At 37.9% G+C, this 26,524-nt stretch carries 27 protein-coding genes; 17 read left to right on the forward strand and 10 right to left on the reverse strand.

Going from position 1 to position 26,524, the window contains the following annotated elements; genetic code table 11:
* Nucleotides 1-51 precede the first annotated feature (51 nt).
* The 4 genes from IQ226_RS03970 (at nucleotide 52) to IQ226_RS03985 (ending at nucleotide 3,810) form a co-directional block, all read left to right on the forward strand.
* A complete protein-coding gene (locus IQ226_RS03970) occupies nucleotides 52-1,008 on the forward strand; it encodes a ribonuclease Z (protein WP_193892391.1) in 957 nt (318 codons plus the stop codon).
* Nucleotides 1,009-1,053: 45 nt separating this feature from the next.
* The gene (bcp, locus tag IQ226_RS03975; protein ID WP_193892392.1) at nucleotides 1,054-1,530 is read left to right on the forward strand and encodes a thioredoxin-dependent thiol peroxidase; all 477 of its coding nucleotides are present in this window, start codon (nucleotides 1,054-1,056) and stop codon (nucleotides 1,528-1,530) included.
* Nucleotides 1,531-1,997: 467 nt separating this feature from the next.
* Nucleotides 1,998-2,624 (forward strand): type I restriction endonuclease, encoded by a 627-nt coding sequence (locus IQ226_RS03980; RefSeq protein ID WP_193892393.1) that lies wholly within the window; start codon nucleotides 1,998-2,000, stop codon nucleotides 2,622-2,624.
* Nucleotides 2,625-2,637: 13 nt separating this feature from the next.
* Complete coding sequence (locus IQ226_RS03985) at nucleotides 2,638-3,810, forward strand: IscS subfamily cysteine desulfurase (protein ID WP_193892394.1); 1,173 nt, start codon at nucleotides 2,638-2,640, stop codon at nucleotides 3,808-3,810.
* Between the two features lie 167 nt (nucleotides 3,811-3,977).
* Here the strand turns inward: IQ226_RS03985 and IQ226_RS03990 are convergent, their stop codons facing one another.
* Together IQ226_RS03990 and IQ226_RS03995 are read right to left on the reverse strand one after the other, a co-directional pair.
* Nucleotides 3,978-4,913, reverse strand: a complete 936-nt coding sequence (locus tag IQ226_RS03990) for an alpha/beta fold hydrolase (RefSeq protein WP_193892395.1) — start codon at nucleotides 4,911-4,913, stop codon at nucleotides 3,978-3,980.
* Nucleotides 4,914-4,932: 19 nt separating this feature from the next.
* Nucleotides 4,933-5,436 carry a DUF4112 domain-containing protein gene (locus IQ226_RS03995; RefSeq protein ID WP_193892397.1) on the reverse strand — a complete coding sequence of 168 codons (504 nt, stop codon included), beginning with the start codon at nucleotides 5,434-5,436 and terminating at the stop codon, nucleotides 4,933-4,935.
* A 359-nt stretch (nucleotides 5,437-5,795) separates the two neighbouring features.
* On the opposite strand from IQ226_RS03995, the gene IQ226_RS04000 reads away from it, so the two are divergent.
* From IQ226_RS04000 to IQ226_RS04020, 5 genes are all read left to right on the forward strand, one after another.
* Nucleotides 5,796-6,257: a hypothetical protein gene (locus IQ226_RS04000; RefSeq protein ID WP_193892399.1), complete on the forward strand. Its 462-nt coding sequence runs from the start codon at nucleotides 5,796-5,798 to the stop codon at nucleotides 6,255-6,257.
* A gap of 195 nt (nucleotides 6,258-6,452) precedes the next feature.
* Nucleotides 6,453-7,574, forward strand: a complete 1,122-nt coding sequence (locus IQ226_RS04005; RefSeq protein ID WP_193892401.1) for a ferrochelatase — start codon at nucleotides 6,453-6,455, stop codon at nucleotides 7,572-7,574.
* 315 nt (nucleotides 7,575-7,889) lie between these two features.
* Nucleotides 7,890-8,696, forward strand: a complete 807-nt coding sequence (locus tag IQ226_RS04010; protein ID WP_193892403.1) for an inositol monophosphatase family protein — start codon at nucleotides 7,890-7,892, stop codon at nucleotides 8,694-8,696.
* A gap of 45 nt (nucleotides 8,697-8,741) precedes the next feature.
* Nucleotides 8,742-9,353, forward strand: a complete 612-nt coding sequence (locus IQ226_RS04015) for a hypothetical protein (protein ID WP_193892405.1) — start codon at nucleotides 8,742-8,744, stop codon at nucleotides 9,351-9,353.
* Nucleotides 9,354-9,417: 64 nt separating this feature from the next.
* Nucleotides 9,418-10,374, forward strand: a complete 957-nt coding sequence (locus IQ226_RS04020; protein WP_193892407.1) for an alcohol dehydrogenase catalytic domain-containing protein — start codon at nucleotides 9,418-9,420, stop codon at nucleotides 10,372-10,374.
* A gap of 28 nt (nucleotides 10,375-10,402) precedes the next feature.
* Here IQ226_RS04020 and IQ226_RS04025 read toward each other — a convergent pair whose 3' ends face one another.
* Nucleotides 10,403-10,654 carry a hypothetical protein gene (locus IQ226_RS04025; protein WP_193892409.1) on the reverse strand — a complete coding sequence of 84 codons (252 nt, stop codon included), beginning with the start codon at nucleotides 10,652-10,654 and terminating at the stop codon, nucleotides 10,403-10,405.
* A gap of 179 nt (nucleotides 10,655-10,833) precedes the next feature.
* Nucleotides 10,834-12,492 carry a citramalate synthase gene (gene cimA / locus IQ226_RS04030; protein ID WP_193892411.1) on the reverse strand — a complete coding sequence of 553 codons (1,659 nt, stop codon included), beginning with the start codon at nucleotides 12,490-12,492 and terminating at the stop codon, nucleotides 10,834-10,836.
* A gap of 759 nt (nucleotides 12,493-13,251) precedes the next feature.
* Here cimA and IQ226_RS04035 point away from each other — a divergent pair.
* The 8 genes from IQ226_RS04035 (at nucleotide 13,252) to IQ226_RS04070 (ending at nucleotide 22,497) form a co-directional block, all read left to right on the forward strand.
* Nucleotides 13,252-13,683, forward strand: coding sequence for a hypothetical protein (locus tag IQ226_RS04035; protein ID WP_193892413.1), 432 nt, complete (start codon nucleotides 13,252-13,254; stop codon nucleotides 13,681-13,683).
* A 247-nt stretch (nucleotides 13,684-13,930) separates the two neighbouring features.
* A complete protein-coding gene (thiO, locus tag IQ226_RS04040) occupies nucleotides 13,931-15,889 on the forward strand; it encodes a glycine oxidase ThiO (RefSeq protein WP_193892415.1) in 1,959 nt (652 codons plus the stop codon).
* A 188-nt stretch (nucleotides 15,890-16,077) separates the two neighbouring features.
* The gene (locus tag IQ226_RS04045; protein WP_193892417.1) at nucleotides 16,078-16,764 is read left to right on the forward strand and encodes a Coq4 family protein; all 687 of its coding nucleotides are present in this window, start codon (nucleotides 16,078-16,080) and stop codon (nucleotides 16,762-16,764) included.
* A 222-nt stretch (nucleotides 16,765-16,986) separates the two neighbouring features.
* Complete coding sequence (psb34, locus tag IQ226_RS04050) at nucleotides 16,987-17,166, forward strand: photosystem II assembly protein Psb34 (RefSeq protein ID WP_193892420.1); 180 nt, start codon at nucleotides 16,987-16,989, stop codon at nucleotides 17,164-17,166.
* A 219-nt stretch (nucleotides 17,167-17,385) separates the two neighbouring features.
* Nucleotides 17,386-19,548: a tetratricopeptide repeat protein gene (locus IQ226_RS04055; RefSeq protein WP_193892422.1), complete on the forward strand. Its 2,163-nt coding sequence runs from the start codon at nucleotides 17,386-17,388 to the stop codon at nucleotides 19,546-19,548.
* Nucleotides 19,549-19,683: 135 nt separating this feature from the next.
* Complete coding sequence (locus IQ226_RS04060) at nucleotides 19,684-21,540, forward strand: ABC transporter ATP-binding protein (protein ID WP_193892424.1); 1,857 nt, start codon at nucleotides 19,684-19,686, stop codon at nucleotides 21,538-21,540.
* Between the two features lie 93 nt (nucleotides 21,541-21,633).
* Nucleotides 21,634-22,221: a Crp/Fnr family transcriptional regulator gene (locus IQ226_RS04065; RefSeq protein ID WP_193892426.1), complete on the forward strand. Its 588-nt coding sequence runs from the start codon at nucleotides 21,634-21,636 to the stop codon at nucleotides 22,219-22,221.
* 75 nt (nucleotides 22,222-22,296) lie between these two features.
* Nucleotides 22,297-22,497, forward strand: a complete 201-nt coding sequence (locus tag IQ226_RS04070; protein ID WP_193892428.1) for a type II toxin-antitoxin system HicB family antitoxin — start codon at nucleotides 22,297-22,299, stop codon at nucleotides 22,495-22,497.
* Here IQ226_RS04070 and IQ226_RS04075 read toward each other — a convergent pair.
* The 6 genes from IQ226_RS04075 to IQ226_RS04100 all read right to left on the reverse strand — a co-directional run bounded on the left by IQ226_RS04075 (nucleotide 22,463) and on the right by IQ226_RS04100 (nucleotide 26,353).
* Nucleotides 22,463-22,879, reverse strand: a complete 417-nt coding sequence (locus IQ226_RS04075; RefSeq protein ID WP_193892430.1) for a putative toxin-antitoxin system toxin component, PIN family — start codon at nucleotides 22,877-22,879, stop codon at nucleotides 22,463-22,465. The two genes, IQ226_RS04070 and IQ226_RS04075, sit on opposite strands and share 35 nt — an antisense overlap.
* Nucleotides 22,869-23,093, reverse strand: coding sequence for a hypothetical protein (locus IQ226_RS04080; RefSeq protein ID WP_193892432.1), 225 nt, complete (start codon nucleotides 23,091-23,093; stop codon nucleotides 22,869-22,871). The genes IQ226_RS04075 and IQ226_RS04080 overlap by 11 nt, the downstream gene beginning before the upstream one ends.
* A gap of 429 nt (nucleotides 23,094-23,522) precedes the next feature.
* Entirely contained in the window at nucleotides 23,523-24,767 is a 1,245-nt protein-coding gene (locus IQ226_RS04085) for an extracellular solute-binding protein (RefSeq protein ID WP_193892434.1), read from the reverse strand.
* 374 nt (nucleotides 24,768-25,141) lie between these two features.
* Complete coding sequence (locus IQ226_RS04090) at nucleotides 25,142-25,690, reverse strand: EF-hand domain-containing protein (protein WP_193892436.1); 549 nt, start codon at nucleotides 25,688-25,690, stop codon at nucleotides 25,142-25,144.
* 139 nt (nucleotides 25,691-25,829) lie between these two features.
* Complete coding sequence (locus IQ226_RS04095) at nucleotides 25,830-26,129, reverse strand: type II toxin-antitoxin system RelE/ParE family toxin (protein ID WP_193892438.1); 300 nt, start codon at nucleotides 26,127-26,129, stop codon at nucleotides 25,830-25,832.
* Nucleotides 26,126-26,353: an addiction module protein gene (locus tag IQ226_RS04100; protein ID WP_193892471.1), complete on the reverse strand. Its 228-nt coding sequence runs from the start codon at nucleotides 26,351-26,353 to the stop codon at nucleotides 26,126-26,128. Before IQ226_RS04100 ends, IQ226_RS04095 begins: the two co-directional genes overlap by 4 nt.
* Between the last annotated feature and the right edge of the window lie 171 nt (nucleotides 26,354-26,524).

Raw genomic sequence — 26,524 nt, forward strand, 5'->3', positions numbered from 1 at the left:
AAGATAGAGAATCGAGGACTATATTGAGCAAAAGGAAAGCTAAAAAACACCGTGCAGATTACATTCTTAGGGACGAGTTCAGGTGTACCGACAAGATCACGCAACGTTTCCAGCGTAGCACTGAGATTGCCACAACGGGCAGAACTGTGGTTATTTGACTGTGGGGAAGGAACTCAACATCAAATTTTGCGGAGTGACTTAAAAGTTAGCCAACTATCCCGAATTTTTGTCACCCATATGCACGGTGATCATATTTTCGGCTTAATGGGATTGCTGGCTAGTTGCGGTTTAGCAGGTAATGTAGACAAAATTGATATTTATGGTCCATCGGGATTAAACGAATACTTACAAGCCGCTTCTCGTTACTCCCATACCCATTTTTCTTACCCGATTAAAGTGCATACCGTTCAGCCGGGGGTAATTTATGAAAATGATGAATTTACAGTTAGCTGTAGTCTTTTACATCACCGTATTCCTGCTTTTGGCTACCGAGTCGCGGAAAAAGATAGAACCGGACGTTTTGATATAGAAAAAGCCAAAGCCTTAGAAATTCCTTCCGGTCCAATTTATGGACAACTCAAGCGCGGTGAAACAGTCACCCTAGAAGACGGTAGAGTAATCAATGGTAGTGAATTATGTGGACCAACAGAAATCGGGCGAAAAATTGCCTATTGTACAGATACAGTTTATTGTAACGGTGCTGTGCAATTAGCAGATGATGCGGATGTGTTAATTCATGAAGCCACATTTGCTCATCAAGATTCAGAAATGGCTTTTCAAAGGCTACATTCTACAACTACAATGGCAGCCCAAACGGCACACATTGCAGGAGTTCGTAAACTGATTATGACACATTTTAGCCCTCGTTATGCTCCAGGGAATACTATTGAATTAAAAGACTTACTTAAAGAAGCAAAAGCAATTTTTCCGAAAACAATCATGGCTCATGATTTTATGGTTTATGATGTCCCTCGCCGACGGGAAATTGAATCAAATGTAAGTGTATGATTTTGATATAATTTCTACTTATCCCTAATTTATCGCCTTCTCATTATGAGCAATATTCCTCAAATTGGACAACCTGCACCAGATTTTTCCACCCCAGATCAAAACAATCACCTAATCAACCTCGCTGATTTTAATCAATGGCTAGTTCTCTATTTCTATCCTAAAGATAATACACCTGGTTGCACTACAGAGGCTCAAGATTTTACAGAATTATCCTCAGAATTTACCACAGCAGACGCAAAAATCATCGGTGTTAGTCCAGATTCTGCTACCTCCCATTGCAAATTTATAGATAAACATAATTTATCAATTACCCTATTAACTGATTCTGAACATCAATTAATAGAAGCTTATGGTGCATGGCGGTTAAAAAAGTTTATGGGTAAAGAATATATGGGGGTTGCCCGTTCAACTTTCTTGATTTCACCTGATAAAATCATTGCCTACGTTTGGCCTAATGTCAAAACAAGAGGTCATGCTGAAGCCGTCCTCAAGAAAATCCGGGAATTAGCAGCTAATTAAACTTTTATAGTTCCCCTTAGAGGTTGTTTGAAAAGTATTAGATGAACCCGATAATCTCTAGAAACCTAACCCCCCTTCCCCCCTTCCCTACAAGGGAATGGGGGTTTCAAAGCCTCTCCCCGCGTCGGGGAGAGGTTTGGAGAGGGGTTTATTTATACATTAAAAACTTTTCAAACATCCTCTTATAGTAAAAAGTATTAATTTCATTTTTGTAGGTTGCGTTGAACGAAGTGAAACCCAACATTAGGGTTAGGATAGCAAGGAGTGTTGGGTTTCCTTGTTTTACATAAAGGGAACAGTAGAGCTAACTTTGATAGTCCGATTTGTCAGCCTTTGTTGATATACCCGTGATATTTGATTGCCCAAATGTTAATTAATTTAAACTTTACTTTACCAAATTAGATTAATGAAATAACATAACCATTCCCACCTTATACAATAGGAATACCAATTCCATTATTTGTATTATGGTTCAATTCATCCAAGCGCAAAATATAGGCATTGCCGACTTAGAAGCAAGATTTGGTCTAGAACAAACCGACAATGAAACATTTTTTCCTGAATGGTTAGAAAATTTACCAGAAATCTCTGATTTAGAAAAGCAATATCTAGACAAAGTAAAATTTCATTTTCTCCGATTGGTTAAACATCCTCCTTTATCGGAAGAAACAGTAAAGTTAGTTGTTTTATCTCCCTTACTCAGTTTAGCTGGATTTTATGATGAACCTTTCTTTATTAGAAGTGAATCATCAATAGAAATTGCCGTCGAAGATGCAGAAGAAATTATTAGAGGCAGAATTGATGTTTTAGTTATCCAGCAACAATTATGGTTATTGGTAATTGAATCTAAAAGACCAACTTTTTCTCTTTTAGAAGCCATTCCTCAAGCGCTTACTTATATGCTGGCTAATCCTCAACCTACAAAACCCGTGTTTGGATTAGTAATGAATGGTAGTGATTTTATTTTTCTTAAACTTTCTCAAATCAATCAATCTCAATATGCTTTGTCTGATCAATTTACGCTTTTGAAGCGAGAGAACGAACTTTATCAAGTTTTCCGAATCTTAAAAAAACTAGGTCAAATTTTGAATTAATCGTTAATTAATTATGTCCAGTCGTCCTATCTACCTCGATTGTCATGCTACTACCCCCGTTGATGAAAGGGTAATGGCTGCTATGATTCCCTATTTTACAGAAAAGTTTGGTAATGCGGCTAGTATTAGTCATGTTTATGGTTGGGAATCAGAAACTGCTGTTAGACAAACACGGGAACTTTTAGCAAATGTAATTAACGCCACACCTGAAGAAATTGTTTTTACCAGTGGTGCAACAGAAGCAAATAATCTAGCTATTAAAGGTATTGCTGAAGCTTATTTCCAAAAAGGTCAACACATTGTTACCATCAACACGGAACATAAAGCAGTTTTAGATCCTTGTGAATATTTAAAAAATCTTGGTTTTGATATTACAGTTTTTCCAGTTGAAAAAGATGGACTAATTGATTTAAATCAGTTAGAAAAAGCCTTGCGTCATGATACAATTTTAGTATCTGTAATGGCTGCAAATAATGAAATTGGGGTTTTACAACCAATAGCCGAAATTGGGGCAATGTGCCGTCAACGGCAAATTATTTTTCACACAGACGCAGCCCAAGCTATTGCTAAAATCCCTTTAGACGTGGAAGCAATGAATATTGATTTAATGTCTCTTACAGCCCATAAAGTCTATGGACCAAAGGGAATTGGGGCTTTATATGTTCGCAGACGTAATCCCAGGGTGAAACTTGCTTCCCAACAACATGGGGGAGGACATGAAAGAGGGATGCGTTCTGGGACATTATATACACCGCAAATTGTCGGTTTTGGTAAAGCTGTAGAAATTGCCATAACCGAACAAGAAACCGAAAATCAACGGTTAACAGTATTAAGAGAAAGATTGTGGAACCAGATATCTACTCTAGAGGGAATTTATATAAATGGAGATCCTCAAAAACGACTAGCAGGAAATTTAAATATTAGTGTGGAAGGTGTAGATGGGGCGGCACTTTCTTTAGGTTTGCAATCAATAGTAGCTGTATCCTCTGGTTCTGCTTGTTCTTCTAATAATGTTGCTCCTTCCTATGTGTTAAAAGCGTTGGGACATTCAGATAAATTAGCTTATGCTTCGGTGCGGTTTGGAATTGGCAGATTTAATACAGTTGAGGAAATTGATCAAGTTTCCCAACAGGTAATTTCCACTGTTCAAGGTTTAAGAAGCGCGTCAGTAATTAGGGCTTATTAAAAAAGTAGGGGCAAACGTGGTTGTCCTGAGAGGTTTTTGAGGCAAACCCTCTGTGGTTGTCCTGATAAGTTTTGGCGCAAGCACGGGGGCATTGCCCCCACGGAAAACCGCCTGAACTTTGATCATTAATAATTGGTAAAAACACAATTTATATCATTAGTCAAAATTCAACAGAAATTGGTATCTTTTAAAAACTCCAAAATTGTAGCATTCACCACATCAGCAGAACCAGTTGACGCATCATGATAACAATTTTGTAGAATTTGTAAGCGAGAATTAGGCAGATTTTGATGTAGTTTTTCTCCATGACTAACAGGAAACCAACTATCTTGATCACCCCATAAAACCAAAGTTGGACATTCAATATTTTTGAGATTATTTTGAATATTTTTCAGCATACTTGGCTGATTTTTTCGCAAATTCTCAATTTCTTGGGCAGCAATTTGTAACTCTTCAGCCACTTTTACCAACGTTCCCGGAATTTCAATGAATGGGTAAGTAAGCCAATAAATATCTTCTTCTGTTAATAATGAAGGATCATATAAGACCTTGCGTCTTTCTGCTCCCATGACTTCTCTGACTAAAGGTGCAAACCAATATGCTAGACGTAAATTATCAATTGTATGGATAATTTCTATTGGTGTTTGTGCTAGTAAACCCATAGACCAATGAGGTAAAGTTTCTGTAAAAATAGGGGCATTAATTACTACTAACCGTCCGATTAAATCGGGACTTTTACCGGCTAATCCCAGAGAAATTAATGCGCCTATAGATTCTGCGACAATAATGGGTGGTTCATCACACAAACCTTGAATAATACGTTTTAGTTCAATAATTTGATGTCCTGTTTCTTCCCGACGAGATACAGGTTTTTCCGAAAAACCAAAACATTTAAAATCACAACAAATTACTCGAAAATGTTGAGATAATGGTCCAATACTATGCCGCCAATTATAACTCCAACTACCTAAACCATGTAATAAAATTAACGGTCTCCCGCTACCTTTTTCACCATAGGCTATTTGAATTGGATAACCTTGAGAATCATTAATAATGAGATTTTGCCGCCCTTGAGGGAAATTATCTTGCCACCAATCTTTCATAATTTTATAGATAAGTCATTTAACTACCAGTGAAAATTTGCCATAATATTCTTATTAATATCACGGGTATGGATATTAAGACAATAGCCAGTAGAAATAAGCCAATACCAAAAATGAGGATAAATGAGTTATCTGCTTTTTGATTTTGATGTGGAGATTTTAAGGCTGCTTCCAATAAAAGGATATTGTAATTATTCGCCCTCCAGCCAAAATCAAACAAATCTCCTAACATGGGAATAGCCCCAACTAAGGAATCTACAATCACATTCATTACCATCCGTCCTAATGTGGCTGCGGGTACGCCTAATTGTGCGGCCTCAATGATAATATAAAATGAAAATATTAATCCTAAAGCATCACCACCTATAGGCAGTAATCCTATAATTGGATCTAACCCAATTCCTATTTGTGTTCCGGGAATGGTAATTATATTATCTAATAGTCCACTAAGTTGACGTAGACGCTTTAATCTCGGTGCATAACCATCGGGTGTAATTACAAATGGTTTAGAAGAATTAGGCATTATTAATGATTTCCACTGACTGAGTGATTAACTTCCTGAGAGGATGTTTTCAAAGTTTATGGCTAACGCCACGCTAGGCTATCGGCGATTAGAAAGATGCCTCCGGCACGCTGACGCATTTGTTATATCATAAGTACCTGAGCTCGACATATTTGTGGAAAACTCGCCATGAGTCTCAAACCCTGATGATCTCGTTGAAAAAATCATAACTCCGTTCGCGTAGCGTCTCCGAAGGAGAAACTCCGAACTCAGGTTATACTGTGTTGGTTTTGACTTTTGACTTCCGCCCTGCGGTACTAGTCTACTACTCTATTGGTTTGATCAAAAAGGTTCAACCTATCTACTACAAAAAACTTTCTATGACTCAAGATCTAACACAAAAATGGTTAGCGGAAATTCAGTCTCTCACACAACAGATGAGGCAATTTCAGCAGGAACGAGATGAAGCTTGGGAAAGTTCGCAAAAATGGCGGCAACTTTATAATACTGAAGCGGAGCAAAGACGCGCAGACGCGAAGATGCACCAAGAAGCTGTGGCATCTATAAAGGCTGAAGTCCAAAAATTTTCGGGTGTTAATGGAGAAACCGGAACTGATATAACTACAGCTATTCAGCAAGAAATTCTCCAGTTTAATTCTCTAGAAGAGTTACAAGCTCAATTATTAGAAGTCATAGAAGAACGTGATTGTCTATTACAAGCTTTGAAACTTGAGCAAGAAAATCACGCTCAAACTCGGAAAAGTCTCACGACAGCTTTAGGTGATGCTATTGATAGTTTAGCGCGTTTAAGAAAAAATGATAGAAATGCGGTATGTGAGTAAATTTGGGCAATACTGGCATTAATGATAGTTATATGGTTGTATTATGCTTTTACACAGGTTAATTTATCCATGTAGATGTGTATTTTTATTTTTATCCCCTCCCCCTGGATAGGATATTATGCTACAAATTGATAGAGATAATCTAGCAATTGTCTAGGCTTGTCTCTCTGTTTTAGTTATCTTGAGGAACTCATTGTGGTTGCAACCCCGGAAAAACTGCACGCTACCCATAGCCACGATCATCTACCCAGTAAAGACCGCGTAGCCGTATTACTTATGGGCTATGGCGAAGTCGAAAGCTACGAAGACTTTGCTAACTATAACGAACAAGCTTTAAATTTACTAACTGCTAAATTCGCTCCTGTTCCTACTTGGATTTATCCCCCTTTAGCCAAGCTTTTGGCATTATTCGATCGCCATGAATGGGGACATACACATCATGATTTTATTTCCCCACATAATGCGATTTTTGAAAGACAAAGAGCCGGGATTGAACACGAATTACAACATAAATGGGGTAATGGGGTTCAAGTTTTTAAAGCTTTTAACTTTTGCGCTCCTTTTTTACCAAACCAAGTTTTAGCCGAAATTAAAGATCAAGGCTTTAGCAAACTTCTGATTTATCCATTATTGGTTGTTGATTCCATTTTTACCAGTGGTATTGCTATTGAACAAGTAAATAATGCTCTGGTAGAATTAGCTGATGGTGATGAACATTGGATTAAAGCCCAAAGATATATTCCTTCCTTCTACAATGAGCCAAAATATATTGATTTAATGGCGCATTTGGTAGAAGAAAAAATTCATACTGATTTGGCTACAGGTTATTTACCTTCGCAAATTGGGATTATCTTGATGAATCATGGTTGTCCCCACAAAGCGAAAGGCTTTACTTCGGGGATTGATGAGAGTCAAGCCATGTATGAGTTAGTGAGAAATAAGTTAATTAACAATTATCCGTTAATTTCTGTGGGTTGGTTAAACCACGATACACCGTTAATTGAATGGACTCAACCAAATGCTACCCAAGCTGCTCAAAATTTGATTCAATTGGGTGCAAAGGTATTGCTATTTATGCCCATTGGTTTTGCCACAGAAAATCATGAAACTTTGTTAGATGTGCATCACATTATTCATGATTTGGAAAAACAACATCCAGATGTAGATTATTTACAAATGGCTTGTGTTAATGATGATCCACAATTTTTAGCTATGGCTGCTGAATGGGCAAATGTACATATAGCAGAGTTGATGGAAACTGAAGGTATGGCTGTTAATTCCCAATCAGCTATCACTCATCACCATCACCATCATTAAGTAATTGGGGCGCTTAGAACCCGCATCTACACAGGCAAAACCTCAAAATATTTAATTTTTTATTAGTCCATTTAGGTGGACTTTTTTTGCCTTTTTCCACTTTTTCAGCAAGCCCTAGACAAATCAATATGGCGATAATGCTATAGTTTTAGCACCTGATTGGGTCGCAGCAGATATTCAAGATATTTTCAAAAAAGCTTATGATAATTACTGTGTTTAATAAATACAGATTTTTGCTTCTTACTGAATTTTCCATGAATCCATCTGTGATAAAATCACTTAATAATTGACAACTAACAACTAAAAACTAATCAAATGAATGATTTTTGGAATACGATTTTAGACTTTGCGGAAACTACTACTACTAGAGTAGGAAAACAATTAATGCAGGATTTTGGCAAAGTCCAAGCTTCACAAAAATCTGATGGTAGCTTAGTCACAAAATCTGATAAATGGGCAGATCAAGAAATTAGAGATGCGATTGTTTCTACCTTTTCCGGTTACGGCATTTTGAGCGAAGAAAGTGATCAAATTTTTCCGAATACAGAATGGTGTTGGGTTATTGATCCTTTGGATGGTACGACCAATTTTACCAGAGGAATTCCGATTTGGTCTATTTCTTTGGGCTTACTTTATCGTGGCACACCCATTTTTGGTTATGTTTACGCACCACCATTAAATCAAGCCTTTCATGGATTTTGGGCGGGTTCATCGGGCTTAACAACGCCAACGGGGGCATTTTTAAATAATCATCCCATTCATAGCAGTAAAGATGCTCCCAGCAAAAACCACTTTTTTAACCTTTGTTCTCGCAGTACCGACATTATTCAACCAGGTTTTCCCTGTAAAATTCGGATGTTAGGAGTTGCTAGTTATAACTTTCTTTCAGTCGCCACTGGTGCGGTTTTGGGGGGAATTGAAGCCACACCAAAGGTATGGGATATTGCTGGTGCTTGGGTAATTGTGCAAGCTGCGGGTGGGACATGGATATCGCTCAATTCTGAGTCTTTTCCATTATCACCGGGAATAGATTATAGCGATCGCTCTTTTCCCACGATGGTTGTCAGTAATTCCGATATAATTTCAATATTTACACCCTTTCTCTCCCATCTAAAACTCTAAAACATCTACCACGATTTCTTCTAGTTATGAAAAAAGGCAGATGCTATGACTAAACTCAAAATCTTACAGGATAATCAGTCCTACACCTTCCGCTCTTATTTCGAGTTACCTTATGAAGCAGATGATATTCTAGCCGAGTTTGATTATACACTAATTAAATCCCATCTATCTTTACCACAAACTACCCAACCATTAAATCAACTACCAGAACTCAAACAAAGAATAGAAGACATTTTACCATTCATCAGTTTAAGCAACGAAACCGCTAGAAGGGAAACTTTAGTATCTCCCATACTATTGGAAGTAATTCGCTATTGTCAATGCCAAATGCGAATTGAATATCCTCTATCCATCAACAATCGGCTCAAAGGAAACCTTGATTATCTATTACGGTTAAAAAACAATTTGCTAGTTATTGAAGCTAAAAACGATGATCTTACTAGAGGATTTACTCAATTAGCAATAGAGTTAATTGCTTTATCTCATATTGAAGAAAAAACTACCTTATATGGTGCAGTAACAATAGGAAATATTTGGCAATTTGGTAAAATTGATAGTAGTCAGCAGCAAATTACCCAAGATATTAACCTATTTAAAGTTCCTGGAGATTTAGATAATTTAGTCGCTGTCATTGTAGGAATTTTAGAAGGAGTATAAATATTTAGCTCCTTGATACAATCTTTAATAGATAATTTGAATATTCTTTCCCAATCAAAAACTTATGAAAGGACTTTGGTTAGAAAATAATCAACTAGAATTACGCACCAATATTCCTATCCCTGAACCACCACCAGGAGAAGCCTTAGTGAGGGTTTTGCGAGCAGGAATTTGTCATACAGACCTAGAATTAATTAAAGGTTATTATCCCTATACTGGCATTATCGGTCATGAATTTGTTGGTATTGTCGAACAAGGTCCCCAACAGTTAATTAATCAAAGAGTCGTTGGTGAAATTAACGCCGCTTGTGGTACTTGTCGTTTTTGTCGTCGCGGACAACCAACACATTGCGAAAATCGTACCGTTTTAGGAATTGTTAACCGTAATGGTGCCTTTGCAGAATATCTATCTCTACCTATTGAAAATTTGCATCTTGTCCCCGAAAATGTATCTACAGCAGCCGCAACTTTTACCGAACCCATAGCCGCAGCATTGGAAATTCAACAACAAATACAAATATGTAAAGATGACCGAGTATTAGTAGTTGGTGATGGTAAACTAGGACAACTAATAGCCCAAACTATAGCTTTAACTGGTTGTGAATTATTAGTAGTTGGAAGACACAAAGAAAAATTAACAAATTTAGCAGCTAAAGGAATTAAAACAGGTTTAGCTGATAGCGTCACCGATAGATATTTTGATATCTCCGTTGATTGTACCGGTAATCCTGAAGGTTTTAATATTGCACGTCGGGCTTTACGTCCTCGCGGAACATTAATCTTAAAAAGCACCTATGCGGGAAATCTGAGTTTAGATGCTTCCTCTTTAGTAGTAGATGAAATCACCCTGATTGGTTCTCGTTGCGGTCCCTTCGTTCCAGCCTTGGAATTGTTAGCAACGGGAAAGATAGATATTGAATATTTAATTGATAGTTATTATCCCCTTTCTCAAGGTTTAGAAGCTTTTGAAAAAGCCAAAACAAAGGGCGTTTTAAAAGTGTTATTGGAAATGAGTTCGTAATTATTTGTCAGAATCAGGATTTACAGGATTAAAGGATTTGCAGGATGTGTTCAGCAAGAATTTGATCATGATTTACCGAGGTATTCAAAAATCCACTTCCTTTATTTGCAGGAGTAAAGTTTATTGGTTTTTTTGGTGGTAAATAACCACGTTGACCAAGAAATTCCATGATGGCATTTTCAATAATATCATTGGCAGGTAACACATTTTCTTGATCGTTAATATAACTATTCAGTGCATTTGCTAATGTATCTGGTAATGTAATATTTAGGGCTTGCATAGGCTGTTATTGCAAATTGTATCCATATTATATTCTTGTTAGCAGCAAATAGTTATCTTTTAATTAAATATCTCTACCAAAATTTATAGCGGTATGCACTCTTTGTGAGATACATTCAGGAAATCACACAATAGGGGCGGGGTTTCCCCGCCCTCTCGATTGTATTGCTATATCAACTCCTAAACCTTCAACGCCTTTTCAGCTTGGAAATGTAGCAATAACCCATATTCCAAACCTTCAACCACAGCTTGATAAGAAGCCTCCAAAATATTACTAGAAACTCCTACAGTAGTCCACCGTTGTTGACCATTACCCGATTCTACTAAAGCACGAGTTTTTGCAGATGTTCCCGTATTTCCGTTGAGAATTCTCACCTTATAATCAGTCAACTCAAAATCGGCAATTTGGGGATAAAAATTCACCAAAGCTTTCCGCAAAGCCGCATCTAAAGCCGCTACTGGACCATTACCTTCTGCGGCTTCCAGAATATTTTTACCATTAACAGCTACTTTAACAGTTGCTAAAGAATTAGTAATTTCTTTCACCTCCACCAAATCACAATGAACCTGAAAACCCTGGACTTCAAAAAACTGTTGACGACAAGATAAAGCCTCATACATCAAAAGAATAAAACTAGCCTCTGCGGCTTCAAATTGATAGCCTTCACTCTCCAATTCCTTCATGCGTTGGAGAATTTGTCTAGCTTGGGGATGATCCTTATCTAATTCAATCCCACAGGTTTTAGCTTTCGCTAAGACATTACTCAAACCCGACTGTTCAGAAATGACAATCCGGCGTTGATTTCCTACCAATTCTGGTTGAATATGTTCATAGGTTAAAGGATTACGTTCCACCGCAGAGACATGAATCCCACCTTTATGAGCAAAAGCTGAACGTCCTACAAAAGCTGCGTGTTCGTCAGGTGCGAGATTAACAACCTCGCTCACAAACCGACTAGCTTCTGTAAGTTGATTTAGCTGGTGTTCACCGATACAACTATAACCCAATTTTAGTTGTAAATTGGGAATCACAGAACACAGATTTGCATTACCGCAACGTTCCCCATAACCGTTAATTGTTCCTTGCACCATCTTAGCTCCAGCCATAACTGCTGCTAAGGCATTAGCAACTGCCATTTCTGAATCATTATGAGTATGTATGCCAATTTGGGGAATGGGTAATTGGTAATTGGTGATTGGTAATTGGGAAAGAGTTTCTTCTGTATTCCCTGTTCCCTTAACTACAACTGACACAATTTGCGAAACTTCATGAGGTAAAGTCCCCCCATTGGTATCACATAAAACTAACCATTCTGCACCTGCGGTGACTGCTGCTGTGAGCGTCTGGAGAGCATAATCAGGATTTTGCTTATAACCATCAAACCAGTGTTCAGCATCGTAAATTACCCGTCGTCCTTGAGAACGCAGATACTCGATGGTATCACCAATCATGGCGAGATTTTCCTCTAGGCTGGTCTTGAGTCCGGCTGTAACGTGCAAATCCCAGGATTTACCGAAAATTGTCACCCAGCGCGTACCTGCTGCTAAAATCGCTTGCAGCATGGGTTCATCTCCGGCTTTGGTATGAGGACGACGGGTGGAACAAAAGGGGACAACTTCTGCTTGTTTGAGGGGATTTTCTTGAAGTTGCCAGAAAAATTGGACATCTTTGGGATTTGCTCCCGGCCAACCACCTTCAATGAAAGGAATACCTAATTCATCGAGTTTGTGAGCAATGCGTAACTTATCTTCTATGGACACTGATAGTCCTTCCCGTTGAGTCCCGTCGCGGAGAGTAGTGTCATAGATCCAAAGTTGATTTGAGGGAGTTTTGGTCATAAAAATTTGGTGAACCTTTGGTTCAACACTTACACCTGAGAGACAATTTTGCGGCGATGTTCCAACATACGACAAAACGCTATTTCGGTAATTTCAATATACCGATAAAAAAAATGCTAATAATGGCTAACATTTTTTCCTGTTTCCCTCTGAAAGGGCAGTACCAATCCATAAGCTAACATGGTCTACCTGACCACTATATGTATCGTAGAAGCTGCGAAAATTTCTATAGGGTGAGGAGCTAATGACCATTGTTAATAACTCAATTCTAGTACAGCACTGGGTGAATAAACCAACCATTCTCAATTGCCAAACAGCTTGCTCAATATTACTTTTGACTTCTGCCTTGCGGTACTAGGCTGTTTTAATGCAAAAGACCACTCAGGGTAATACTACCCCAAATCCTGTTAAATCTGAGTCGAGGTATTGGCACTTGTGGTACTTATGCGGTTAAGGTAGAAGGTGAGTGGCCACAGCAAATTGGCGTAAGTGAACACGGCGGCGTTCCTTTTTTGCCAACTTTCCTGCAAGTTGCTTGGGTTTAGCTTGTCACTTGATTTTCGATTGACGTTAGCGAAGTGTACGCAGCGCAGGGAGTATTTTGAATTTGGGATTGACTCCACCCTCAAGGACGGGGATTTTACCAAATTTTTGTAATCTAAAATCTAAAATCTAAAATCTAAAATTCCTTTCATGGATTTTGGGATCAAGGTTCTCAATTAGTTTGGACACCAGAAGGTTTACAAGGAGAGAAACAAGATGGGTAGATGGACACCCTTGATTTTAATGGCTGGCGGCGTAGCAATTTTGCTAGGTACGTTACTGGGAATTAATTTTCCTATGGGCGGACAACAAACTGCTAATGTCCCTCAAGGACGGAAAGCATCTAGTGTTCTCCCGGCTAATATTAATGTTAATAGTGCTGCCAATGGGAATGATGCGGAAAATATTAGTGGTAATGAGTCAGAAACTTCCAGCGGAAGTAATTCTGCCAGTGAAAGCCGCCGTACTAGTGTAGCTCAAGGTAATTTCTCTACGGAGACTACTAACAATTCTTCTAATACTACTCAAGAAACAAGTGGTAGTAATGACAGTTCCAGTTCTACCAATGAAACTGCCACTACACAGAGTAACTCAAGTGCTAGTGGTAATGAAGGTCGGAAGAAAGAACCAATTCGCGCTTTGTGGTAATTAGGGAAAAATTAAGTCAAAGGTCACTCGATTTGGGATTGACGTTAGCGAAGCGTACCCAGCGCGGCGAGTATTTTTCCGTCCTCAAGGACGGGGACTTGTACCAAATTTTTTTCATCTAAAATCTCAAATCTCAAATTCCCGTGACCAATGACCAATTTTCGCGCCCCTTGTGAGCCATTTATGAGTTATTAGTTATTTACTGATGACTAATGATTGGGCGCAGGCCCTGCGCCCCTACTGACTAATGACTAATGATGTTTTAATTATTGGTGGTGGTATTATTGGGTTGGCTTGCGGTGTTGAACTGCGATTACGGGGTGCAAATGTAACCGTACTTTGCCGTGATTTTACTGCCGCAGCCAGCCATGCCGCAGCGGGAATGTTAGCTCCTGATGCGGAAAATATTCCTAATGAGGCAATGTTGGCTTTATGTAGGCGATCGCGTAATTTATATTTAGACTGGACACAAAAATTAGTACAATTAACTACCGAGAAAGATTTAAATAATACAGGTTATTGGTCCTGCGGTATCCTCGCACCAGTTTATCAACAACCTAAAGACACAGGAGACAAAACGGCTTACTGGTTAGATCAAGATGCTATTAACCAATATCAACCAGGCTTGGGCGCAGATGTGGTAGGTGGCTGGTGGTATCCTGAAGACGGGCAAGTTGATAACCGGGCGTTAATTAAAGTTCTGCGGACTGCGGCTGACTCTTTGGGTGTTGTCTGCCAAGATGGAATTACAGTGGCAGGGATTTCTCAACAGCAGGGAAAAGTTATTGGTGTCCAAACTAATACTGGTTTATTTCGCGCTGACCATTATCTTTTAACTGCTGGTGCTTGGGTAAATCAATTGTTACCTTTACCAGTGCGTCCCCGCAAAGGACAAATGCTGAGTTTGCGAGTCCCAGATTTTCTGACTGAATTACCTTTAACCAGGGTGTTATTTGGTGAAAATATTTACATTGTGCCTCGAAGGAATCGCTCTATCATTATTGGTGCAACTAGCGAAGATGTAGGATTTACTGCCCATAATACCCCTAGGGGAATTCAAAATTTACTACAATCAGCCATTCGCCTATATCCGCAATTAGAAAATTATCCTATTCAAGAACTGTGGTGGGGATTTCGTCCCGCTACCCCCGATGAATTACCTATTTTGGGTCATAGTGATTGTGATAATTTAACTTTTGCGACTGGTCATTACCGCAATGGGATTTTACTGGCACCAATTACAGCCACATTAATTGCTGATTTGATTTGCGAACAAAAAGCAGATCCTGTTTTAGCTAATTTTCATTATTCTCGCTTTTCTACTGTGTCATCTACTACTACACCGATGTTAATTCACGCGACTACTGCCACTAACGGACACCGTAACCCGGAAATATCAGATTTAATTATTCCCGATTCACCATTAATTATTGCGGGAAAAAGCTTTAAATCTCGGTTAATGACGGGAACCGGTAAATATCGCCATATCCAAGAAATGCAGCAAAGTGTCACTGCAAGCGGTTGTCAAATTGTCACGGTGGCTGTGCGACGGGTACAAACTAACGCCCCAGGACATGAAGGTCTAGCGGAAGCCTTGGATTGGAGTAAAATCTGGATGTTACCCAATACTGCTGGCTGTCAAACTGCGGAGGAAGCTATTCGGGTGGCCCGGTTGGGACGAGAAATGGCGAAGTTATTAGGACAGGAAGATAATAATTTTGTTAAGTTGGAAGTGATACCTGATGCTAAGTATTTACTACCTGATCCCATTGGCACTTTGCAAGCTGCGGAACAGTTGGTAAAAGAAGGTTTTGCTGTATTGCCTTATATTAATGCTGATCCGATGTTAGCCAAGCGGTTAGAAGAAGTAGGTTGTGCCACAGTCATGCCTTTAGCTGCCCCCATTGGTTCGGGACAAGGGCTAAAAACTACCGCCAATATTCAGATTATTATTGAAAATGCCAAGATTCCAGTAGTGGTAGATGCTGGCATCGGTGCGCCCTCTGAGGCTGCTGAGGCGATGGAATTGGGGGCGGATGCGTTATTAATCAATAGTGCGATCGCCCTGGCTGAAAATGCCCCAGCAATGGCTTATGCGATGAATTTGGCTACTATTGCCGGTCGCATGGCTTATTTAGCCGGCAGAATGCCCATGAAGAATTACGCTAGTGCTAGTTCACCTTTAACGGGAACAATTACAGGTTAGTTTTGTTTTGTTCAGATCCCCGACTAAGAAGTCGGGGATCTGAATTTTGTCTTTTTTATGTCTACCAAAAGTAAAATTAATTGTATAAATAAATCCCTCTTTTGATACACGAAACTCTCTTCTATTATCCCCAATAATGAGGTCAGAAAAAGATTAGTAATCCTATCTTCTCAAAAGGGAGAATTATCATGGATAACATCATTAATTATAACAATGATAAAGGACTCTTAGCATACATTCAATTTCTCGCCTCAAGAGCATTAAGAACCCAAGATGCTGGAACTGATCCAATCTTTGATTTTGAAGATGCACTTGACCAAACAGAAATAGCACATTTAACTGTAGACGAACTGAAAAAAGATCCGGAAATCAACTCTTTATTTACAGAACGATGGCTACCTAAACCCATAAATTTAGATGAATTAAGCAAACTTCCCGAAGGAACTTTAGGTCATATTTATGCTAAAGAAATGAAAGCTAGAGGCTTCGATCCTCATTTCTATAAAAAAGTGCCTGTTGTTGATGATATTTCTTATATGAAAATGCTGTGGAGAACTACCCATGATATTTATCATGTAGTCACTGGATTTGAAACTAATGTGGTGGGTGAATTGGGTTTACAAGCTTTTGTTTTAGCACAAACTCCTACACCTATTAGCATCATGTTAGTAAGTTTTGGCATGGTTTCTATTAGTCTTTATCAACCTACTAAATTCAAACCTTTAATGACGGAAATATCTCGTGGTTATTATCTAGGTTCTCATACTCCCGTCAAATTTATCTCCAAAAAATGGGATCAGTTTTGGAATGTCCCCATTAGTGAACTTCGCACTCAATTAGGAATAAATTCTATTCCTGAATTAGCAGTTAGGTAAAATAGAATTGCACAAAACAAAACATGAATTGTCTATTTTGTCAAGATACCGCAGATTGTAGATTAATGAGGTGCAGGATCTAAATTCAAAGCCAGACAGCAAGCCAGTTTTACTCGGTGATTCCTGACTTCTTTAGATTCATGTAATTATTTGTTTATTTTTATGAGAGTGCTGTAAAATTTGTTTAACATTAAGTAAAGAAAGATAATAAGGAATCACTTCATGCCTTACACAAACGAAGAGGGTGGTCTTCTCAATAACTTTGCTAAAGAACCCAAGGTTTATCAAGCTGAACCGCCAACGAATGCTCAAAAGCGTACTTACATTGTTCTAGGACTGGCAGCGGTGTTTTTAGTTGGTGTGGTAATTTTTGTGGCTTTCTCTGTTTCTAGTGCTAGTTAGTTGGAAAACTGTCCTTTAAATATTAGCCTTTCCTGATTTCAGGTTCTTATTTTGATCAAGAGCCTGATTTTTTGCTAGAATGGCAAAATACAAGTATAATTATAGTCTTTTTTGTTGACATTCTAGCCCGTAAAACTTGATTCATCCTGAAAAAGAGAGCATCTCCGTGAAAATCCAATTTATGAGATGTGACATTAATATTTAATTTATTCAGTCAGGATGTATACAGAAACAAGGGGTAAAACCCAACTAAATACAAGCGTGAATGAAACCGTACACACAGAAAACATTGGTTTGAATCGGCAAGTATATCAACGCCTAAAACTTGCTTTGAGTCTGGGTTTACGTAGACAAATTTTCTTTGCTATATGTGATGATTTACATTTAAGAAACCGGATAGCAGCACGCTTACACTCAACCCTTGCTTATCCAGTGGGTAAGGTTTTATATCAACGCGCCAATGTGGGAGATTTTAGCACTCCAGCCTATCCACGATTGGTGACAATACGCTTAAATTTAAGTGATCCTAATCCCATTGCACAAATTAACCAATGGTTAGCTAATTATCCACCTCCACTGGTTGGAGGTTCAACAGAGAATCCTGGCCGTCCTTTACCAATTCCAGGATTTCAGATTGTGGGGGTGGAAATGCTGACTAAAGAACCAGTCGCAGTCCAACGGTTGTTTTTAAATTATCTCCGTTTAAGTGAACAACATTTATCGGGTGATGAATCTAGTCGTTTTTTAGAATCTAGTTTGTTATTTTGGGTTTCTCGTCCTTGGTTGTCAGCAATTCAGCAATCAGCACCCAAATTTTGGCATTGTCGCACGGGTGTATTTGTATTTGAGGGAGAACCGACACCAACTATAGATAATAGGGGTTATTCAGAAGTTGTGGCTGACTCCCGTAGTTTAGAACGAGAAAATTTAGATCATTTAATTGTGAAGGAGGAAAAAATTTCTCCAGATATAAAATTCACAAATAATCCTGATTTACCTTTAACGACAACTACAGATTTAATTACAGAAATACCAGAACCATCTCCTGTTCCCTCTCCTCAGATTACCAATAATCAGAGCGAACTTGCCTTATCTCATATTAATCGAGAGTTGCAAGGATTAATTAAGGCAACCATAAATGCTGATGATAGTGAGCAAATTCAACAAATACTGGGGGAAATTGAACAGTTACATATTCAAGAGGCTAAGGGAGAAGAGCTAGGGATAGCTTATCAGAATCTTGGGAATTTCTATCGGTTGCAGATTGAGCAAGGACAAGCAACGGTGGAAAATTTGATGATCGCAATTCTAGCTTATCAGGAGGCTGTTAGTTATGATGAAAGTTCTCCACAACTTCCAGATGTTTTGAATGATTTGGGGACTCTTTACTGGATGTTGCACCGTATCCCTGACAATTCTGAAGAAGCCAAGATTTATATTCAGCAAGGGATAGATTTTTATAAGTTAGCGCTCAAGTTAATTGCAGGTGATACGCAGCCGGAAACCTATGCTCGTATTCAAAATAACCTGGGTACTGCCTATGGTGATTTGGCTAGGTTTGCTGACGCGGTGGAAAACTGGAATTTGGCGGTTGTGGCTTATGATCAGGCTTTGCGTTACCGACAGGAGGATATAGAACCTTTAAAATATGCTGCTTGTCAGAATAATTTAGGTACAGCTTACTGGCATTTAGGACAGTATAATCAGCCTGTGGAACATTTGACAAGGGCGATCGCTGCTTATAAATTAGCACTTATTCACTATGAACCGACAGATGAACCCCTAAAATATGGCATGATTCAAAATAATATTGGTACTGCCTATTGGAATCTTTCCCAGTACGAACAACCAGTAGAAAATCTCCAGTTAGCAATTCAGGTTTATAATGAAGCACTAAAATATCGGACATCTGTTGATGTTCCCCAAGCCTATGCTGCTACTCAAAATAATCTGGGTATCGCTTACTGGCATTTAGCAAATCAGCCGCAAACAACCAAGGAAGATCAACAAAAACTTATAAAATCATGTATTCATGCCTATGGAGAAGCTGTGAATATAGCTCACTCATTTAGTAATCTGCCTTTAAATTTTGATTTATATGTGACACACAATAATTTAGCATTAGCTCATCATGATTTAGTGACAAATTTATCTTTTAATGGTGACAAAAAAACCCTATCTCAACATTTAGAAGCTGCTTTAGAAAATCATTTACACGCGCTAAGTGGATTTGAGAGAAAAACAGAAAACTATCAAACAACAATCGGTTATATTGTTAACACAATTCGGACTTTTCACAATGAGTTAGGAATTCAAGGACAAAATTTAGCTTTGTCTAAACTTCCAGGACAATTACTACCAGATGTTTTGCCGAAGTTGTAATAGGAATTGGGAATTGGGAATTGGGAATTGGGAATTGGGAATTGGGAATAGGCAGGGGGGAAGATGTAAGAGGCAAGATTTAAAGGTGTTTTTTTTTTTAATTTTTCATTTTGAATTAATTTATTTGCCAATTTTATGAAAGAAATAATTTTAGGGGTTCGCAATCTACAAGTTGAATTTATCAGTGATAGCGGTAAAGTTAAAGCTATTGATGATATTAGTTTTCAGCTACATCAGGGTGAAACTTTAGGAATAGTGGGAGAGTCGGGAAGTGGAAAGTCAGTTACGGCTTTAGCAATTATGGGTTTGTTGCAATATCCGGGAAAAGTAAGTGGAGGGGAAATTTTATTTTCTCGGACAAGTGGAAAACCGTTGAATTTATTAACATTATCACCTGACGAAATGCAGCTTTATCGAGGTGGTGATATTGCGATGATTTTTCAAGAACCAATGAGTTCTTTAAATCCGGTTTATAGTATCGGGTTTCAGTTGCAAGAAGCTATTATGCGCCATCAAAATGTGAATGCAATTGAAGCAAAAAAAATTGCGATCGCCGGGTTGCAAGAAGTTAAACTTTTACCTAGTGATGAACAAATTGAGGAACAGTATCTTGATCATGATTTGTCAGCACCCGGTAGTTTTAAATTGGCACAGTTGGTGAAAGAACACAAAGAAGCCATGCTAGAAAGATATCCACATCAGCTATCTGGAGGACAATTGCAACGGGTAATGATTGCAATGGCAATTTCCTGTAATCCATCTGTGTTGATTGCTGATGAACCAACTACAGCTTTAGATGTGACTGTGCAAGCGACAATCCTATCATTGTTATATGAACTGCAACAAAGTCGCAATATGGCAATGATTTTTATTAGCCATGACTTGGGTTTAATTTCGGAAATTACTGACCAAGTAGCGGTAATGTATAAAGGTAAAATTGTTGAATATGGTGCAGCGGCACAAATTTTCAATAACCCCCAACATCCCTATACTAAAGGACTTGTAGCTTGTCGTCCTAGTCTGAATCGTCGTCCCCACAAACTACTGACTGTTTCTGACTACATGAATGTGACAGAAGATGAATTGGGAAAAGTGACAATTCAGACCAAAAAACCTGCACAACCAGCGGAAATTACTGGGGAAGAGATTGACGCAAGATTAGCAAATATTAGTTCAAAACCACCTCTGTTGTCCGTTAGTAACCTGGAAGTTGGGTTTCCAGTCAGGGGAGTATTTGGCAGCACAAAACGTTACCATAAGGCTGTAAATGGGGTTTCCTTTGATGTTTTTCCGGGGGAAACCTTGGGACTGGTGGGAGAATCTGGTTGCGGTAAAACTACTTTAGGGAGAACGTTGCTGCGATTAATCGAACCGATGAGCGGTAAAATATTATTTAATGGACAGGATATTACGCACTTGACTGGGAAAAGTTTGCAGCATTTACGACGGGAAATGCAGATTATTTTCCAAAATCCTTTTAGTTCTCTCAATCCCCGGATGAAGATTGGGGAAGCGATTGTAGAACCTCTGTTGATTCATGGGGTGGGGAAGTCGAAACAACAGCGACAAGCTAGGGTAGTGGAATTGTTGGAACGGGTGGGTTTAAGTGCGGATGATATGAAAAAATATCCTCATCAATTTTCCGGTGGTCAGCGTCAACGGGTTTGTATTGCTCGCGCTTTGGCTTTAAATCCTAAGTTTATTATTTGTGATGAGTCTGTTTCAGCTTTAGATGTGTCTGTGCAAGCGCAAGTTTTGAATTTATTGAAAGAATTACAAGCGGATTTTCAACTAACTTACATTTTTATTTCCCATGATTTAAGTGTAGTCAAATTTTTGAGCGATCGCATTTTGGTGATGAATCAGGGGAAAATAGTAGAATCTGGTACATCTGAAAGTATTTATCTCCACCCTAAAGAAGAATACACCCAAAAATTAATCGCTGCAATTCCTACAGGTAGTCCCGAAAGGATCAAAAATCGGCACAATTAAAAAATTCCCCACCCAAAACAGTAGCTTTTTGTCACCAGATATATATATACTACGGCTAGTACATCGGAAAATAGTAATATACAATATATACTGATGTCATTATACACAGGTAAGCTGGCAACATCTACAAATAACTCTCAACAGCATTTTACCAGGCGATGCTTATTGCCAAGTAAAAAAGGTGCTTTGTGGCGAATAGAATCTGGTTTCGTGATGAATTATACCTACTTAGAAGATGGGACAACAGTAGCTTTAGGGTTATGGGGTCCTGGAGATACAGTTGGGGAACTTCTATCCACCATGAAACCCTATCAGATTGAGTGTTTAACCAATGTAGAAGCAACTATTGTACCTGTAGATGACTGGAATCAACTAACAAATACTTTACTTGATCACATTCAACAAGCAGAAGAATTAATGCTAATTCGCAGTCATAGAAAAGTAGAAACTATGCTGATGCAATTATTAGCATGGTTATCCAAAAAATTTGGTTCAGAAGTAGAAAAAGGACGTTTAATTGATATGCGTCTGACTCACGAAGATTTAGCAGCACTAATCAATTCTACTCGTGTAACTATCACTCGTGTCTTAGGACAATTAGAACAGGAAGGATTAATTGATAGACTTTCTCTGCACCGGATTATGGTGAAACAAGATGATATTTGGTATTACGAAATTTAATCAGAAAATTGTGTTAAATACGGAGATATAGCTAAAGTATCATCATTGCCTACTTGAAAAATTGAACTTCAATTTATGACAATAAAAGTCATTTTTCACAAAGAAGCAGAAGTTTACTGGGTAGAAGTTCCTGCTATTCCCGGTTGTGCTACCCAGGGAGATACTTTTGAAGAATTACTACAAAATTTATATGAAGCCGTTGCAGGTTGTCTACTCGTTGAGTTTGATCCATCCTATATGACTACAGAACTAGATTTAAAAAATCATCTATTTTAATTATTTCTACGCCTTCAAATAACTTTAAAACAAGTAAATCTTGATCGCCAGTAATAATATAATCTGCTTTTCCATTCAACGCTAAAGACAATATTTTATCATCTTTCGGATCACGACAAATATTAATAATTTCTCCAACTTCTACAAACTCAACTGTTTTCAGAAAGTTACTCAGAAAAAATCGTCTTTCTATAGTCGTAACATATTTATCAAATTTAGGTCGAAATAAAACTTCTTCTATTTCCAATAAAACAGAAGATGACATTAGGATCTTTCCTATATCTTGTGCCTTATCTAAGGCTTGACGCGCTTTGCTGGTTTTGGCAAGAACGGCACTAACGAGAATATTTGTATCTAAAACTAAATATTGTTTACGGTTCATTAATTATTGATTCTAAAATTTCTGGTGTTAAGCCTCTAGCAGTTGCTCTATCGCTGATTTCGTCCATAATCTTTCTGAGAAAATCAATGTCATTTTCCTTTTCTTTTTTGAGTAAAAGGCTAACAATTTCCTGAATTTGTTGACGTTCTTCTAAGGAAGCAAATTGATAAGCTTCGGCAATTTCGGAGGTAACTTCAAGGGTGATTGTCTGCATAGTTATGCAATTTTAAAATTTCATGGGATAGTTTGATTATATCAAAACGTCTGGCTAAGTGCTATGCCGTTTTTTAACGTCTTCCCAACTAGAACTGGTTGTAGGGTTTTTTCGTAATTTTCTAACCGTCGCTCTAATTCTTGTAGTCATAGAAAAGTAGAAACTACACAAACAAAGTCCACCTTCGTGGACTAACACAAAATTAAGGTTTTCAAACCCACGCAGGTGGGTTTCGCCTGTGTAGACGCGGTTTCTAACCGCCCAGATATGTATGAATTTAGACTTTTCAAACAACCTCTTAAGAGTTGCCTGTTTAAAAAAGTGAATCAGGTGCAAGAAATAAGCATTGAAACCATGAAAAACCTATCACTTTCTGAAATTTGAGACTATTCTGATTTCCTGCTAATTCTTACTCCTGACTCCTGACTCCTAGCCCTGTTGTAACTCTTTAAGAATTAATTGCTTTAATGTTTTGCGAACTTCTGGAAAGCCAGAATTAGGATAAGGTACGGCATTTTTGATCACTTTTTCTAGAGTCTTATAATAAGAATCTTTGTGGAGTGAGTCAGTTTTAAAAGCACTATAGGTAGCAGGAATTAAATAACGTGGTATACCATTTACTCCAGCATCTTTACTACTTAAAATCCATTCTTGAGTGTTAGGATTATCCAAATAAGCTGCAAACTTATTCGCGGCATTCTGACAAGTTTGATTACAGTCTTGGCGTAAAACCAAAGCATCAACAAATAGCACAGGATTACTACCTTCACTCAGAGGTAAAGAAGCTAATTTGACATCAGGATTGATGCCATTTTTGAATATATAGCTGAGTCTTTCCGAATAACCAAAAAAGGCATCAACTTGATTATTAATAAAGGCTTCCGCACCACTATCTACATCGCCATACTTATCAAAACAAGGGTTAGCATCTCCCACTTGGCAATTGTTAGCAAATTTTTTGAAAGATTTAATTACTAACTTATCTAGATTAGGTGATAAAGCAGAATCAATTTCTTTTGTACCATAGGTATCCGCCCAAGCATCTAAATACAAAGCTGGTAAATTCCAACTTCCTGTTAAATCTCCTGCTAAATTGGGTATATCTGGAGTTATAGATTGTAAAATAGTCAAAATTTTGTCCACAGATTTAGTTTTGACTACTTGATCATTACGAGAAAAAATAAAATGACCACATAATAAATGTGGGATACCGTAGATATTTCCGTTGATAGTTACAGCATTTAACCCAGCAGGATACCAATCTTTGGTGTTTTCAGGATTGTTCCAAGCTTTAGCTACATTTGCCTTAACCAAATCACCTAATAGTAAAGTATCTATCTCTACTAGATGATAACCATTTTGTTCATTGGTAGAATTAGATAACCACTGCTTTAAAGTGTCTAGATTATAAAATCCTTCTTCATCAGGATTTAGAGGTTTCAATACTAAATCAATGCTAGGATTTTGAGTTTCAAATTCACTTTCAATTCTAGTTAATAGTGCTTGATATTGATCCTGTGCCGAATCAGGAATATAGGGAAAGAGAGCAACTTTTAAAGTAGTGTTAGGAATCGTTTGTGCGTAGGCAATATTTGGGGAAGAAAATGCCCATTGTCCTAGAAATGCTAAACTGAATATCAGTAAGGAGAAAAATATATTTTGTAATTTTTTCATGTCGCACAGCCCATAAGTTTGAGATATATCCAAAAACTCATTATTTATGGACAGGGTATACTTACTGTAGTTTTTTTACAAAATTTAATATATTCTTATTTGTATGACTAAAATATAATAAACCACGCCATATCATGGGTTTTTTCGTAATTTCCTAACCTTCGCTGTAATTCTTGTTTTTGTGTTTGACTCAAGATTTTACTCTTTTCTCTCCTGATTACGATACAAGGGGTTTAGCACTACTAAACCCCCACCCACAGAATCAAATAATTAAGCCATGTTGAATATATCTCATCGATCTTCAGCAAGTTGGATATGTTTTGCAATGCTGAGTTCAGAAATGTCAAATTTTCAGAGGGGATGGAGACTCATCATTACTCCATAGAACCATCCACCTGACCCCAAAACCAGTTACCTACAGCACCAGGTTCTTTTTCTGTTAGAAATTCTTTCTTAGCCGAAACAAACTCTTTTTTAGAGAGGATACCGTCCTGATCTATATCAAGCTTGGAGAAAACAAAAGCTGATTTTTCAGCATCTAGGTCAAACATACTGAAGAAGAGACGATGTTCTTGTTCTGATATATGACCATCACTGTCTAAATCAATAATGTCAAACAAAGTTTCTATTAAAGGGTCGTTGTCATCTGGATTTGAAACCGTCTTTTCTATACCCTGACAAAATTCTTCAGGACTGACCTTACCATCTCCATCCAAATCCGCTTTAGACCAAAAATTCTCCCAAATATAAAGCCACTTAAACAACAAATCTTTGTGAATCTCTGAACCAATCTCTGCGTTACGGATGTTGGCGAACCTCTCAGCCAAAATCTCAGTATCTTCTTTGCTAATGAAGCCCGAATTATCAGCATCCAGACAGTAAAAGTAATGGAGTAACTTTTTTCTATGATATACACTTAACATGATTTTTCCCTTTTACTTACTAAACATACCTAAATTACCACAGTGGCACATCTACGAAACGATAAAAAGATGATATTAAAATTTTTTTATATTTTGTGCCTTAATCTAAAACTTGACTCGCTAGGAACAAAGAGAAATTTTATTCAATTCTATCTAACCACTGTTTTGGATCACGTTTTGCATGGAAGCAAGCAAATACAAAAACAGTATCTTGTTCAAAAACGTAGAGAATTACATAAGGGAATCGCCGGATTAATACTCTTCTTACCTGTTTGTAGGTAACTTGGTAAGCAAGGGGTTGTCTTCCAATTCCAGACAGACAAGCATCAACAGCACGAACAAATTCCGAACCTAAACCCGGATTTTGGGATTCGTACCACTCAAAAGCATTTTGGATATCGTATTCTGCTTCTGGCTGAATAATCAGGTTATAGTTCATTGGGAAAATCCTAACCGTTTTTTAACGTCTTCCCAACTAGAACCGGTTGTAGGGTTTTTTTCGTAATTTTCTAACCGTCGCTCTAATTCTTGTTGTTGTGCTTGACTCAAGGGAAGTTCTTCTTGCTGTTCTAAGATGCTGTCCCATAAATCTTCAGCAAGTTGGATACGTTCGGCAATGCTGAGTTCAGAAATGTCAAATTTTAAGAGGGGATGGAGACTCATTGAGTATAGAGTTAGGGTTGAGCTTTTATCTATTTTATAACATTGGGAAGTTTGAATCTTGTAGGAAAATTGCTGGATACCAGTAATGGATATACCGATATGATACGGAAAATTTCTGTATAATAGTTGAATACCGATGATATCCAGAATATTTCTTGATATTAAGACCAA

Origin of the sequence: Dolichospermum sp. LEGE 00240 (genome assembly GCF_015207875.1) — a bacterium.
Classification (GTDB): domain Bacteria; phylum Cyanobacteriota; class Cyanobacteriia; order Cyanobacteriales; family Nostocaceae; genus Dolichospermum; species Dolichospermum gracile.

Bases quoted from the DNA above. Each gene is read 5' to 3' on its own strand.
- IQ226_RS04100 (WP_193892471.1), bottom strand. From the start codon at position 26,353: ATGAGTCTCCATCCCCTCTTAAAATTTGACATTTCTGAACTCAGCATT.
- IQ226_RS04065 (WP_193892426.1), top strand. From the start codon at position 21,634: ATGTCATTATACACAGGTAAGCTGGCAACATCTACAAATAACTCTCAA.
- IQ226_RS04010 (WP_193892403.1), top strand. From the start codon at position 7,890: ATGAATGATTTTTGGAATACGATTTTAGACTTTGCGGAAACTACTACT.
- IQ226_RS04060 (WP_193892424.1), top strand. From the start codon at position 19,684: ATGAAAGAAATAATTTTAGGGGTTCGCAATCTACAAGTTGAATTTATC.
- IQ226_RS04085 (WP_193892434.1), bottom strand. From the start codon at position 24,767: ATGAAAAAATTACAAAATATATTTTTCTCCTTACTGATATTCAGTTTA.
- IQ226_RS04070 (WP_193892428.1), top strand. From the start codon at position 22,297: ATGACAATAAAAGTCATTTTTCACAAAGAAGCAGAAGTTTACTGGGTA.
- thiO (WP_193892415.1), top strand. From the start codon at position 13,931: ATGACTAATGATGTTTTAATTATTGGTGGTGGTATTATTGGGTTGGCT.
- IQ226_RS04075 (WP_193892430.1), bottom strand. From the start codon at position 22,879: ATGAACCGTAAACAATATTTAGTTTTAGATACAAATATTCTCGTTAGT.
- bcp (WP_193892392.1), top strand. From the start codon at position 1,054: ATGAGCAATATTCCTCAAATTGGACAACCTGCACCAGATTTTTCCACC.
- IQ226_RS04015 (WP_193892405.1), top strand. From the start codon at position 8,742: ATGACTAAACTCAAAATCTTACAGGATAATCAGTCCTACACCTTCCGC.
- IQ226_RS04055 (WP_193892422.1), top strand. From the start codon at position 17,386: ATGTATACAGAAACAAGGGGTAAAACCCAACTAAATACAAGCGTGAAT.
- IQ226_RS03990 (WP_193892395.1), bottom strand. From the start codon at position 4,913: ATGAAAGATTGGTGGCAAGATAATTTCCCTCAAGGGCGGCAAAATCTC.
- IQ226_RS04095 (WP_193892438.1), bottom strand. From the start codon at position 26,129: ATGAACTATAACCTGATTATTCAGCCAGAAGCAGAATACGATATCCAA.
- IQ226_RS03995 (WP_193892397.1), bottom strand. From the start codon at position 5,436: ATGCCTAATTCTTCTAAACCATTTGTAATTACACCCGATGGTTATGCA.
- IQ226_RS04020 (WP_193892407.1), top strand. From the start codon at position 9,418: ATGAAAGGACTTTGGTTAGAAAATAATCAACTAGAATTACGCACCAAT.
- IQ226_RS04090 (WP_193892436.1), bottom strand. From the start codon at position 25,690: ATGTTAAGTGTATATCATAGAAAAAAGTTACTCCATTACTTTTACTGT.
- IQ226_RS03980 (WP_193892393.1), top strand. From the start codon at position 1,998: ATGGTTCAATTCATCCAAGCGCAAAATATAGGCATTGCCGACTTAGAA.
- psb34 (WP_193892420.1), top strand. From the start codon at position 16,987: ATGCCTTACACAAACGAAGAGGGTGGTCTTCTCAATAACTTTGCTAAA.
- cimA (WP_193892411.1), bottom strand. From the start codon at position 12,492: ATGACCAAAACTCCCTCAAATCAACTTTGGATCTATGACACTACTCTC.
- IQ226_RS04025 (WP_193892409.1), bottom strand. From the start codon at position 10,654: ATGCAAGCCCTAAATATTACATTACCAGATACATTAGCAAATGCACTG.
- IQ226_RS04000 (WP_193892399.1), top strand. From the start codon at position 5,796: ATGACTCAAGATCTAACACAAAAATGGTTAGCGGAAATTCAGTCTCTC.
- IQ226_RS04035 (WP_193892413.1), top strand. From the start codon at position 13,252: ATGGGTAGATGGACACCCTTGATTTTAATGGCTGGCGGCGTAGCAATT.
- IQ226_RS03985 (WP_193892394.1), top strand. From the start codon at position 2,638: ATGTCCAGTCGTCCTATCTACCTCGATTGTCATGCTACTACCCCCGTT.
- IQ226_RS04080 (WP_193892432.1), bottom strand. From the start codon at position 23,093: ATGCAGACAATCACCCTTGAAGTTACCTCCGAAATTGCCGAAGCTTAT.
- IQ226_RS04045 (WP_193892417.1), top strand. From the start codon at position 16,078: ATGGATAACATCATTAATTATAACAATGATAAAGGACTCTTAGCATAC.